The organism is Bosea sp. AS-1 (assembly GCF_002220095.1).
Lineage (GTDB): Bacteria > Pseudomonadota > Alphaproteobacteria > Rhizobiales > Beijerinckiaceae > Allobosea.
Genome location: NZ_CP022372.1, coordinates 2,975,589 through 2,987,775 on the forward strand (window position 1 = coordinate 2,975,589; position 12,187 = coordinate 2,987,775).

Sequence of the window (12,187 nt, forward strand, 5' to 3'; positions counted from 1 at the left end):
GGAGCGAGCTCGGACACCTGCGCCCGGCGGCGAAACGGGCAGGCCCGCATGAGCGGTCCGAACAAGACGGGAATCGCCGTCATCGGCGGCGGGATCGTCGGCGCGAGCATTGCCTATGGGCTCACTGCCTGTGGCGAAGCCGTGACGCTGTTCGACGAGGGCGATATCGCCTTCCGTGCGGCGCGCGGCAACCTCGGCAATGTCTGGGTGCAGGGCAAGGGCGCCGGCGGCCCCGCCTATGCCGACCTGACGCGCCGGGCGGCTAGAGGCTGGGATGCCTTTGCACAGCAACTCGGGGCCGAAAGCGGCATCGACCTGCATTTCCGCCGGCCCGGAGCATTCTTCTTCTGCTTTTCCGATGCGGAACTGGAGCGCCGCAGCAGAATGCTTGCGGACCTCGAAGAGCAGGCGTCAGAGCCCAGCAACTTCGAGATCATGGACAATGACGGCATCCGCAAGCTGCTGCCTGAGGTGGGCCCCGCGGTCACCGGAGCAACTTTCTGCAACGACGATGGCACCACCAATCCTTTCCATCTGCTGCGTGCGCTCATCGCGGTGTTCGAGCAGCGCGGCGACTATCGGCCCAGCCACCCCGTCACGCATGTCTCGCCGGACGGCTCGGGCTTTCGGGTGGCTACGCCGCAGGGCGATTGGCTTGCCGACCGGGTGATCCTGACCGCCGGCCTCGGCAACAAGGAGCTTGCACCGAAGTTGGGCCTGTCCGCTCCCGTCCGCCCGGTCCGGGGGCAGATTCTCGTCACGGAAAAGCTGAAACCGTTCCTGCGTTACGGAATCAGCTTCATCCGCCAAACCGTGGAGGGTGGCATCATCTTCGGAGAATCCTCCGAGGAAGCCGGGCTGGACGATCGAACTACGCCCGGCATCATCAGGACAACGGCCCAGCGCGCCGTCGCGGCCCTGCCGCTGCTCGCTGACGCGCAGGTCGTGCGCAGCTGGGCGGCGCTGCGCGTGATGTCGCCGGACGGCATGCCTGTCTATGCCGAGTCTATGCCCCACCCAGGCGCCTTTCTGGTGACAGTCCATAGTGGGGTCACGCTTGCCCCGTTTCACGCGGGTCCGCTCGCCGCCGCCCTCTCCGCCGGCAGGCTGGACCCGACCTGGCACCCTTTCTCATCGGATCGCTTCAGTGTTCCAGCGTCTTGATCCCATCGAATTCGACACCGCGTTCAGCTTCGGAGGAACAACCGTTCCCGCCCGCGAGGGCGAGAATCTCGCTGCGGCGATCCTGCGTGCCGGCATCAAAACCTTCCGCAGCACGCCGCGGTCCGGTGCCTCGCGCGGCCCTTACTGCATGATGGGCGTTTGCTTCGAATGTCTCGTCACGGTGGACGGCCGCCCTAATCGGCAGGCCTGTCTTGAGACCGTCCGTGAGGGCATGATCGTCGAGCCGCAGACCGGCGCCCCGGAGCTCGGCCGATGAGCGGCCCGTTCGATGTCGCGATCATCGGCGCAGGACCGGCCGGCATGGCCGCCGCCGTCACGGCTCGTGAACACGGGTTGAGCTGCGTCGTGTTCGACGAGGCCGGTGGGCCGGGCGGCCAGATCTATAGAGGAATCAAGGAGCGGCCGGAACAGGACCGCCGATCCATCCTGGGGCCGGACTACTATGCCGGCCTCACACTCGCCGAAGCGTTCGGGCGCTCCGGCGCCGACCACCGCCCCGGGACGATGGTCTGGTCCGTGGCCGAGGGCGAGATCCATTGGCGCTCCCGCGGCGGTTCCGGCGTCACCCCGGCACGCCGGATCATCGCCGCGGCCGGAGCGATGGAACGCCCCTTCCCCCTCCGCGGCTGGACGCTGCCCGGCGTGATGACCGCGGGCGCAGCCCAGATCCTGCTGAAATCTGCCGGGCTCGTGGAGGACGATATCGTCTTCGTCGGCTGCGGCCCGCTGCTCTATCTCGTCGCCGCGCAATATTGTCGTGCCGGGCATCCGCCACGGTTGATCATCGAGACGACGCCGCGAAAGAATCTCGCTGCGGCGCTTCCTCATCTCCCACGCGCTCTTCTGGCAGCCTCGTATCTGTCGAAAGGCCTTGGCCTGATCCGAGAACTGCGTGCCGCAGGCGTACGCATCGAGCGCGGCGTGGAACAGGTCGAGATCGAGGGCGAGGATGCCGTTCGCGGCGTGAAATGGCGCATCGGCAAGAGCTGGCATCACGCCGAGGCAAGCCGCATCGCACTTCATCAAGGGGTCATTCCCAATGTGAATCTCGCCATGGCGTTGCGGTGCCAGCATGTCTGGGACGATCGGCAACGCTGTTGGCGCCCCGAACTCGATGACTGGGGGCGCTCCAGTCAGCCCTGGCTCTGGATCGGAGGCGACGAGGCTGGCGTCGCCGGTGCCATTTCTGCCCGCCTGAACGGCGCGCTCATCGCGCTCGACGTCGCCCGCGATCTCGCGGCAATCGATGAACGGGAGCGTGACAGGGCAAGCACCCCTCTCCGCGCGGCCCTGAAGCGCGACCGCGCGATCAGGCCCTTTCTCGAGGCGCTCTATCGGCCGGCCGATGCCTTCGTCGCACCTCAGGCCGACGATATCGTCGTCTGTCGCTGCGAAGAGGTGACGCGCGGCGAGATCGCGCAGGTGGTCAAGGAAGGCGCCGCCGGCCCCAACCAGGCAAAAGGTTTCCTGCGTTGCGGCATGGGCCCCTGCCAGGGCCGAATGTGCGGGCATACGATCACGGAGACGATGTCCTTGCTGAGCGGGCGAAGCCAGCAGGAGATCGGCTATTTCCGGCAGCGCATGCCGATCAAGCCGATCACGGCGGGCGAGATCGCCGCGGCTGCCGAGCCCGATGGCGGGTCGATGTGAGCCCGGCCACAGATTGAATCGACGACAGCGTCTGAATGCCTCTCCCCGACCTCGATATCAATCTGCTGCGCGCCTTCGTCGCGGTCGTCGACAGCGGCAGCTTCACCGCTGCTGCTTCGACCGTCGGGCGAACGCAGTCGGCGGTCAGCCAGAAGATGACACGTCTGGAGTCTCTGGTCGGCAGCCGGATCTTCGAGCGCAGCTCGCGCTCCCTGACGCTGACGCAGACCGGTGAGCGGCTGCTTGCCGCCGCGCGCAGCATGATCGAAGCCAATGACGACCTGCTGAGGAGCCTGCGTACGCCCTCGGCCGCATTACGGCTCGGCATTGCGGAGGACTTCCTGCCGGGGCTGCTTTCAGCCACGCTTGCGCGCTTCGTTCAGGCCCACCCCGACACCCGGATCGAGCTGACCACGGGATTGAGCTGCGACATTGTCGCGAGCTATCAGGCCAAACGTCTCGACGCCGCCATCATCCGGCAAAATGCCGGTGCCGGAGCTGGCCGCCTGATCTGGCGGGAGCCGGTCTGCTGGATGGCCGCCCGGTCTCATAAGCCCACCGGGGCGCCGGCACAGCTCGTCATGCTGCCCAAGCCGTGCTTCTACCGAACCGCGATGATCGATGCGCTTGGCAAGATCAATCGCGACTGGATCGCGAGTTGTACGTCCAGCAGCCTGACGGGCGTGCAGGCGGCCGTGGCTGGGGGCCTCGGCGTGACGGCGCTGGGACGATCCTTCCTGACCGACGAAATGCAAGAGTTGACCGACAGTGCGAGGTGGCCGGCGCTTCCTGCGGCCGAGATCGCGCTCCTCTCCGAAGGTGGCCATTGCAGCCACCTCGTCGAGGCCTTTATGACGTTCCTGACGGAGAAGCTCAGCCTCGCCAACCCGACGAGAGACGCCGGGGCCACCTCATTCGATCGAGATCACGACCTTCCCACGCACCTTGCCGGCGCCCAGAAGGGCATGAGCCTCACCCGCTGTTTCCAGGGTGAAGCGGTCGGGATCGACCAGCGGCCTGAGCTTGCCGCCATCCACCAGTGACGCCAACCTGCGCAAAATCTCGCCGTGCCGCTCCCGCCCGGGGCCGCGCAGCATCGGAAGCAGCATGAAGACCGCATGCAACGTCAGCGCCTTGGCATGCATGTCCGAAAGATCGGCGGTGGTTCGCGCGCTGGTGGTCGCGATCCGGCCACCAACAGCGGCTGCCTTGAATGAGTTGGCGAGATTGGGGCCGCCGACGGTATCGAAGATGACGTCGAAGCCCTGCCCGCCTGTCAGGCGTCCGACATAATCCGCCACCTCTTCCGAACGGTGGTCTATCGTCTCGTCGGCACCCAGCTCTCGCGCGATCGATGCCGCTTCTTCGGAACTGACCGTCGCGACGACCCTGGCGCCGAGCTGCTTGGCGAGCTGGATCGCGACATGGCCGACGCCGCCCGTACCGCCATGGATCAGGATATGGTCGCCGGCCTTCACACCCGCCCGTTCCATGGCATCCCAGGCCGTGATCGATACCAGCGGCAGTGCCGCTGCCTCCCGGAACGACAGGGAAACCGGCTTGGGCGCGACCAGCCGGGCGTCCGCCGCGATATATTCGGCAAGGCTGCCACCATGGCCTTTGACACCGCCGGCACAACCATAGACCTCCTCGCCAATCCGAAAGCCCGTCACTCCCGAGCCGATCGCCGCGATCGTGCCAGCAAAGTCGCAACCGAGAATAGCTGGCATCGCGGGCCCGATCGGCAAGCCTTCGCGGATCTTGAGATCGATCGGGTTGACCGACGCTGCGGCGATCTTCACGAGAAGCTGCCCTGCGGCAGGCTCCGGGCGATCGACATCTGCGAGGCTCAGCTTTTCAGGACCGCCATATTCCTTCAACAACAGCGCACGCATGACCACCTCCAACCGCAGCGAGGACTGTTTGGTCACACGGGGAGCCGCGAGCCGCAAACGCATAGTTCTAATCCGAACCAAGCGGTTTTCTTATCGTCCGGATTGGGCTGCTGACGTTTGGAGAGCCTTCCGAGCCGGAATTCGGACTTTCGCGTCAACCTTGTGCAGGCCGGCGTTCATGCTCCTAGCCTCTACGGCCGGTGCCCGTTGCTGAACGCGGGATGCTCGGGCTTGGTCGCGGTGACGGCCGGATCTGGCCTGCTCTCGCGGCTGGCTGGCCGGGCGGACGTGAAGAAGAACGCGCTCAAGATCAGCAAGAAGACAAAGGTCGAGTATCGCGCAAACATAACCCCCTCGCCGAAAACCGGTCGCGAGGTGACGATGCGGCATATCCAGTCAAATTGAATTCAATCCAAACCGTAAAATTGCTCGGGTCTGTCAAAAAAGCGCCCAAGACAGGCTTAGCGGCCGGTTAAATCGTTCCGGCCTAGCGCGAGCTGAACCCGCCTTACGGCTCTTTTGGAGTCTGGACCTGTCGTTTGCGATTGCGGCCACCGGAAGGCGCGAGTGGCCCTGGCGCAAGGACCTCCCGCCCCTACTCGGCAGGTTTGCATTCCATCCTGACGCGTTCGCCCGGCTGACTCGTGGTCTGGCAGGACATTCTGGCGGGCAACAGCGGCGCGCCCTCCGGCACAGCCTCAGCGCGCGCTGGCGTGGTCGGGATCGGTACCCTTCTCGCCGTCGCCAATCTCGCGGTCTCTCCCGATCGCTGCTTTCCCAAGGAGCGATGGATCGCCCGAGGTTTTGCCGCCGGCTCGACAGACGCAATATCCGGTGCCGCCACCTCCGAGGGAGGCGGTGTTTCGACGATTACGAGAGGAGGCGCCTGTTCGGACGTCGGCTTCCAGGGTGTCCAGCTACTCAGCCGCGCAAATGCCTCGACGGTCGGCCTTGTGAGGCTCTCAGCCGTCGGCATGGATTGCATGCAACCGGAAACGACCAACCCTGTCAGGCACAGGGCCGTCTGGTTCGAGATCGACAGCATGATCGCCCCATCCTGCTGTTTGCCCCCACCTGACTATCGACCGATATGTCGGACGAGGTCAAATACCGGCGCCCGGAAGGCAGTCCGAGGGTGCGGCAGCGCCAACTCCTTCGCGTCAGGCTGCCTTCTTGCGTTCGGCGATCCGCGCGAGATCGGTCAGCAGCCGCCGTGTTGCCTTGAGCCGCTGCTCGACCGTGTCGAAATCGTCGATGAAGACGACGCGCATGTCGGGGCGCACCTTCGCCAACGTGCCCTGCTTGGCGACGAAGCTCACCAGCCCCTCGGGATTGGCGAACTCGTTGCCACGGAAGGCGACAATGATGCCCTTCGGCCCCGCCTCGACCTTCTCGACATTGGCGCGTTTGCAGAGCGCCTTGATCGCGACGATCTCCAGAAGCTGGTTGACCTCTTCCGGCAGCGGGCCGAAGCGGTCGACCAATTCGGCACCGAAGGATTGCAACTCCGCATCGTCGTCCATGGTCGAGAGGCGCTTGTAGAGCGTCAGCCTCAATGTCAGGTCGGCAACGTAGTGCTCGGGGATCATGACCGGCGCGCCGACCTGGATCGCCGGTGACCATTGCGTCTCGGTCTCGAACTCGATGCCGGCCTTGAGCGCCGCGACAGCCTCCTCCAGCATCTGCTGGTAGAGCTCGTAGCCGACTTCCTTGATATGGCCGGACTGCTCGTCGCCGAGCAGGTTGCCGGCGCCTCTGATATCGAGGTCATGGCTGGCGAGCTGGAAGCCGGCGCCGAGCGTATCCAGCGATTGCAGGACCTTCAGCCGCTTGTCGGCCTGATCGGTCAGCTTGCGGTTGGCCGGCACGGTGAAGAGCGCGTAGGCGCGCGTCTTCGAGCGGCCGACGCGGCCGCGCAGCTGATAGAGCTGGGCGAGGCCGAACATATCGGCGCGGTGGACGATCAGCGTGTTGGCGGTCGGGATATCGAGGCCGGATTCGACGATCGTTGTCGAGAGCAGGATGTCGTACTGGCCCTCATAGAAGGCCGTCATCACGTCTTCCAGAGTGCCAGCTGCCATCTGGCCATGGGCGATGCCGACCTTGCACTCGGGCACCTGCTTGTCGAGGAAGTCCTTGACGTCGGCGATGTCCTCGATGCGCGGCACGACATAGAAGCTGCGCCCGCCGCGATAACGCTCGCGCAGCAGCGCCTCACGCACGATCAGCGGATCGAAAGGCGTGACGAAGGTGCGCACGGCAAGGCGGTCGACCGGCGGCGTCGCGATGATCGAGAGTTCGCGCACGCCGGTCATGGCCAGTTGCAGCGTGCGCGGGATCGGCGTTGCCGACAGCGTCAGCATATGCACCTCGGCCCGCAATTCCTTCAGCTTCTCCTTGTGGGCGACGCCGAAATGCTGCTCCTCGTCGACGATGACGAGGCCGAGGTCCTTGAAGTCGACACCCTTGCCGAGCAGCGCATGCGTGCCGACGACGATATCCATCGTGCCGTCACGAGCGCCCTGCTTCACCGCCTTGAGATCGGCCGAGCCGACGAAGCGCGAGGCCTGCCCGACCCTGATCGGCAAGCCGGCAAAGCGATCCGCGAAGTTGCGATAATGTTGGCGGGCGAGCAGCGTTGTCGGCACCACGACCGCGACCTGCTTGCCGTTGAGCGCAGCGGCGAAGGCGGCACGCAGCGCGACCTCGGTCTTGCCGAAGCCGACATCGCCGCAGACGAGCCGGTCCATCGGGCGGCCGGCCGCGAGATCGTCGAGCACGGCGTCGATCGTGTTCTGCTGGTCCTCGGTCTCTTCATAGGGGAAGCGGGCGCAGAATTCGTCGTAGACCCCGGAGGGCGGCACGAGGCGCGGCGCGTCCCGAAGCGCGCGCGCTGCCGCGACCTGGATGAGCTTGCTCGCCATCTCGCGGATGCGCTGCTTGAGCTTGGCCTTTCGTGCTTGCCAGCCACCACCGCCTAGCCGGTCGAGCTGGACTTCCGTATCCTCCGAGCCATACCGGGAAAGCAGCTCGATGTTTTCAACCGGCAGGAACAGCTTGGAATCGCCGGCGTAGTGGATCTCCAGGCAGTCATGCGGTGCGCCGGCAGCCGTGATCGACTGCAGGCCGACGAAGCGACCGATGCCGTGGTCGACATGGACGACGATGTCTCCCGGCGCGAGCGAAGAGAGCTCGGCAATGAAATCCTGTGGACGCTTCGTCTTGCGGCGCGGCCGAACCAGGCGGTCGCCGAGAATGTCCTGCTCGCCGATGACAGCGAGGCGACCGGCCTCGAAGCCGCTCTCGAAGCCCCAGACCGCCAGCGCGACGGTGCCGGGCTTGAGATCGAAGGCCGCGCGCAGCGAACCGGTCATCTGCACGCTTTTCAGCCCGTGGTCCTCGAGCACATGGGCGAGGCGCTCGCGGGAACCTTCGGACCATGCCGCGAGGATGACGCGTTTGCCGTCAGCCTCCAGTGCCCGAACATGCGAGACGGCGGCCTCGAAAACACTGCCGGACTCACCGGCGCGCTCGGCCGCAAAGCTCCGCCCCTGCTTGCCGCCGAGATCGAGGACGAGCTTGCCTTCGCTCTCGGGCAACTGAAATGGGGTGAGGCTCGCGACGCCAGAGGCGTCGACGACGCCGCGCCAATCGGCCGGCGACAGGTAGAGCGCATCCGGCGGCAGCGGCTTGTAGGGGATGCCCCCTGCTCCACCCGGCTGGTCGAGCGCGGCCTTGCGGGCGTCGTAATAGTCCTTGACCAGGCTGATGCGCTCGCCGACGGCATCCTCGGCCTGATGGTCGAGCACCAGCGGCACGTCGGGCAGATAGGTGAAGAGCGTGTCGAGCTTTTCGGCAAGCAGCGGCAGCCAGTGCTCCAGCCCGGCCGGGCGGCGGCCTTCGCTGACGGCTTCATAGAGCGTGTCGTCGCGGCCGGGCGTACCGAAGGTCGAGATATAGGACTGGCGGAAGCGGCGGATGCTCTCGCTCGTCATCTGCGCTTCGGACATCGGCACGAGATCGAGCCCGCGCAATTGCCCGGTGGTGCGCTGCGTCTCGGGATCGAAGGTGCGGATCGACTCCAGCGTGTCGCCGAAGAAGTCGAGCCGGATCGGCGCCGGCATGCCCGGCGGGAACAGGTCGACGATGCCGCCACGCACGGCGAATTCGCCGGTCTCACGCACGGTCGAGGTGCGCAGATAGCCGTTGATGTCGAGCCAGCGCGCCAGCTCCTCGATGTCGACCATGTTGCCCGGCGCGGCCGAGAAGCTCTCGGACGCGACCTTGCCGAAGGCCGGCACGCGCTGGAGCGCGGCGTTGACGGTGGTCAGCAGCAGACGCGGCCGGTCGCCGGACTTCGTCTTGGCCAGGCGCGAGAGCGTCGTCATCCGGTGCGCCACAATGGCGGGCGCGGGAGAGACACGGTCATAAGGTTGGCAATCCCAGGCCGGGAAAGTCATCACCTCCAGATCCGGTGCAACGAACTGCAGGGCGTTCTCCAGGACCTGCAGGCGCTGGCCGTCACGGGCGACGAAGACGAGCAGTGCCGGCCCTTCAGCCTTCTTGGCGCGGGCGCGGGTCAGGTCGGCCAGGACGACAGCGTCGAAGCCATCCGGTACGCCGGCCAGCGTCGGCTTGTCACCGCGGTTCAGCGCATCGAGAAGGCGGTCGAGCTGCGCCTTGGCGATCTGGGACGGAGGAGGAATGCTCATACGATCTTCGTCAGTTCAATCAAGGGAGCCCTCATCCTGAGGAGCCGTGCAGCGGTGCCTCGATGTTCCAGAGCGCTCTGAACCATCTTCGAGACGCGGCCTTCGGTCGCTCCTCAGGATGAGGGTTGAGGTTCGAACCCGGTGGTCTCACACATGAATCGGCTTGTCGTGCCGGTGAAATGCTTTGAGCCGCTGGAACAGCTCCGTATCGTAGTTTTCCGGCAAGGCGATCTCGCCGGTGATCCAGCCGAGGAGATCGCGATCCGGCACTTCGATCAAGCGCTCGAACTCGTCGAGTTCGGCTTCGCTGAACCCGCCGATCGCCTCGTCGGCAAATCGGCCCATGATCAGGTCCATCTCGCGCATGCCGCGATGCCAGGCGCGGAACAGGATCTTGCGGCGGCGCGGGTTGAGATCGGCACTGGAGCGGGTCGAGCCGGACATGAAAACCTCGGGGATGGCGCAATGGCAAAAGAGCCGGCCCCGTCGCGGAGCCTGCCTCGCCGGGTTATATAGCGACGGAACCCGGCGAAGTCAGCGGCAGAACCGCCGTCCATTTCGCGCTCCTGACAATTCCGCGAGACGATTTGCGCCCCTCGATCCTCGATTCGCTCTTCGCTTCCGCCACGACGCTCCCGGGCGTCGGCCCGAAGCTCGGCAAGGTTCTGGACCGTTTCCTCGGCACTGAGACGCAAGGTGCGCGCGTCGTCGACCTGATGTTCCACCTGCCGACCGGCGCAGTGGACCGCAGGCCTAGTCCCTCGATCGAGGAAGCACCGATCGGCGACATTGCGACCTTTGCAGCCCGCGTCGCAGAACATCGCCCCTCGCCCGCCGGCAAGAAGGCGCCTTACCGCATCATCGTCGAGGACGAGACGGGTGACGTCACGCTCGTCTTCTTCCATGCCGATTCCCGCCATCTGGCGCAAAGCCTGCCCGTCGGCGCCTACCGCATCGTCTCGGGCAAGCTCGAGCTCTGGGAAGGCATGCGCCAGATGGTGCATCCCGAGCGCATCCTCGATCCAAAGCTCGCGGCAACGCTGCCGGCCTTCGAACCAGTCTATCCACTCACCGAGGGCATCGGACCCCGCGTGATGATGCGGATCGCGCAGGCAGCGGCCGAGCGCTGCCCGGACATGCCGGAATGGCAGGACCCCGCCTTTCACTCAAAGAGCGACTTTCCCTCGTTCCGGGCGGCGGTAGAGGCCCTGCATCACCCGGTCGACCGAAAAGCGGCCGAGGGGGATACCGTAGCGCGCCGCCGGATCGGCTATGACGAATTGCTGGCAAGCCAGATCGCGCTCGCGCTCGTCCGACGCCAGCAGAAGAAAATCGCCGGACGCGCAACCACGGGCGATGGAGGACTGCGCTTCCGTATCCAGTCCGCCCTGCCCTTCGAGCTGACCGAAGGCCAGCGCAAGGCGATCGCCGACATTCACGCCGACATGGCCAAGCCTGAGCGGATGCTGCGCCTCCTCCAGGGTGATGTCGGCTCCGGCAAGACTGTGGTGGCCCTCATGGCCATGGCCGCTGCCGCCGAAGCTGGCCGGCAATCGGTGCTGATGGCGCCAACCGAAATCCTCGCCCGCCAGCACGCCGAGCGGCTGGCGCCGTTGGCGGAAAAGGCAGGTTTGAGGCTCGCCTTGCTGACGGGGCGCGAGAAGGGTGCCGGCCGCAAGCAGGTGCTTGCCGGGCTGAGCGATGGCTCGATCGACATTGCCGTCGGCACCCATGCGCTGTTCCAGGAGGGCGTCGCCTTCCATGATCTGGCGCTCGCGGTGGTCGACGAGCAGCACCGCTTCGGCGTGCACCAACGCCTCCTGCTCGGCTCAAAGGGTGAGGCCGTCGACGTTCTGGTCATGACTGCGACGCCGATCCCGCGCACGCTCTCACTGACCTGGTTCGGCGACATGGATATCTCGATCCTCTCGGAGAAGCCGGCGGGTCGGAAGCCGATTGTTACCCGCGCGATCTCCTCCGAGCGCTATGACGAAGTTGTTGGCGCCATCGGCCGAGCGGTCGAGAACGGTCAGCAGGTCTATTGGGTCTGCCCGCTTGTGCAGGAATCCGACACGCTCGATGTCGCAGCCGCGCAGGAGCGCTATGAGGCCCTGCGCGACATCTTCGGCGACAAGGTCGGGCTGTTGCACGGCCAGATGCCCGGCCGCGACAAGGATGCCGCCATGGCCGCCTTCGTCGCCGGCGAAACCCGCATCCTCGTCTCGACGACGGTGATCGAGGTCGGCGTCGACGTGCCCAATGCTAGCGTCATGGTGATCGAGCACGCCGAGCGCTTCGGCCTCGCTCAATTGCACCAGCTGCGCGGGCGTATCGGGCGCGGCTCGGCCGCCTCGACCTGCCTCCTGCTTTACAAAGGACCGCTCGGGCCGATCGCCGAGGCGCGGCTCACCATCATGCGCGAGACCGAGGACGGTTTCCGCATCGCCGAGGAGGATCTGCGCCTGCGTGGCGAGGGTGAGGTGCTGGGAACCAAGCAGTCCGGCTCGCCGGACTGGCGCATCGCCCGGCCGGAAATCGATGGCGACCTGCTGGTGGCGGCGCGCGACGATGCGCGGCTCCTGATCGAGCGGGATCCGCACCTGGAAACCCCGCGCGGCAAGGCGATCCAGGTGTTGCTTTATCTGTTCGAGCGCGATGTGGCGATCAGGTTGCTGCGGGCAGGCTAGGTTTCACCGCAATCCCGATCAAGCGCGGCCGTCTTGCCTCCGCCATGGTGCCGACGCT

8 protein-coding genes and 1 pseudogene are annotated in these 12,187 nt (G+C 65.9%); 6 read left to right on the forward strand and 3 right to left on the reverse strand.

Going from position 1 to position 12,187, the window contains the following annotated elements; genetic code table 11:
• The first annotated feature begins 48 nt into the window (after positions 1 to 48).
• From CE453_RS15970 to CE453_RS15985, 4 genes are read left to right on the forward strand one after another with little or no spacing between them, the layout of a single operon-like run.
• Positions 49 to 1,164, forward strand: coding sequence for an NAD(P)/FAD-dependent oxidoreductase (locus CE453_RS15970; RefSeq protein WP_089175487.1), 1,116 nt, complete (start codon positions 49 to 51; stop codon positions 1,162 to 1,164).
• Entirely contained in the window at positions 1,148 to 1,441 is a 294-nt protein-coding gene (locus CE453_RS15975) for a (2Fe-2S)-binding protein (protein WP_089175488.1), read from the forward strand. The genes CE453_RS15970 and CE453_RS15975 overlap by 17 nt, the downstream gene beginning before the upstream one ends.
• Positions 1,438 to 2,835, forward strand: a complete 1,398-nt coding sequence (locus CE453_RS15980; RefSeq protein WP_089175489.1) for an FAD/NAD(P)-dependent oxidoreductase — start codon at positions 1,438 to 1,440, stop codon at positions 2,833 to 2,835. The genes CE453_RS15975 and CE453_RS15980 overlap by 4 nt, the downstream gene beginning before the upstream one ends.
• A 35-nt stretch (positions 2,836 to 2,870) precedes the next feature.
• Positions 2,871 to 3,878 carry a LysR substrate-binding domain-containing protein gene (locus tag CE453_RS15985; RefSeq protein ID WP_248307757.1) on the forward strand — a complete coding sequence of 336 codons (1,008 nt, stop codon included), beginning with the start codon at positions 2,871 to 2,873 and terminating at the stop codon, positions 3,876 to 3,878.
• Here CE453_RS15985 and CE453_RS15990 read toward each other — a convergent pair.
• Positions 3,819 to 4,793 (reverse strand): annotated as a pseudogene (locus tag CE453_RS15990) (zinc-dependent alcohol dehydrogenase family protein); the annotation flags it as partial. The gene CE453_RS15985 and the pseudogene CE453_RS15990 overlap by 60 nt on opposite strands.
• Positions 4,794 to 4,961: 168 nt before the next feature.
• Between CE453_RS15990 and CE453_RS28645 the strand changes: the two are divergent.
• The gene (locus CE453_RS28645) at positions 4,962 to 5,135 is read left to right on the forward strand and encodes a hypothetical protein (RefSeq protein ID WP_157733065.1); all 174 of its coding nucleotides are present in this window, start codon (positions 4,962 to 4,964) and stop codon (positions 5,133 to 5,135) included.
• A gap of 755 nt (positions 5,136 to 5,890) precedes the next feature.
• Here the strand turns inward: CE453_RS28645 and mfd are convergent.
• Positions 5,891 to 9,442, reverse strand: coding sequence for a transcription-repair coupling factor (gene mfd, locus CE453_RS15995; RefSeq protein ID WP_089175490.1), 3,552 nt, complete (start codon positions 9,440 to 9,442; stop codon positions 5,891 to 5,893).
• A gap of 147 nt (positions 9,443 to 9,589) precedes the next feature.
• The gene (locus CE453_RS16000; RefSeq protein WP_089175491.1) at positions 9,590 to 9,886 is read right to left on the reverse strand and encodes an FAD assembly factor SdhE; all 297 of its coding nucleotides are present in this window, start codon (positions 9,884 to 9,886) and stop codon (positions 9,590 to 9,592) included.
• 143 nt (positions 9,887 to 10,029) lie between these two features.
• Between CE453_RS16000 and recG the strand changes: the two genes are divergently transcribed.
• Complete coding sequence (gene recG / locus CE453_RS16005) at positions 10,030 to 12,129, forward strand: ATP-dependent DNA helicase RecG (protein ID WP_248307758.1); 2,100 nt, start codon at positions 10,030 to 10,032, stop codon at positions 12,127 to 12,129.
• Positions 12,130 to 12,187: the final 58 nt, after the last annotated feature.

What these genes read in the sequence shown, in the direction of transcription:
- CE453_RS15970 (WP_089175487.1), top strand. Translation starts at nt 49, where the DNA reads ATGAGCGGTCCGAACAAGACGGGAATCGCCGTCATCGGCGGCGGGATC.
- CE453_RS15980 (WP_089175489.1), top strand. Translation starts at nt 1,438, where the DNA reads ATGAGCGGCCCGTTCGATGTCGCGATCATCGGCGCAGGACCGGCCGGC.
- CE453_RS15985 (WP_248307757.1), top strand. Translation starts at nt 2,871, where the DNA reads ATGCCTCTCCCCGACCTCGATATCAATCTGCTGCGCGCCTTCGTCGCG.
- mfd (WP_089175490.1), bottom strand. Translation starts at nt 9,442, where the DNA reads ATGAGCATTCCTCCTCCGTCCCAGATCGCCAAGGCGCAGCTCGACCGC.
- CE453_RS16000 (WP_089175491.1), bottom strand. Translation starts at nt 9,886, where the DNA reads ATGTCCGGCTCGACCCGCTCCAGTGCCGATCTCAACCCGCGCCGCCGC.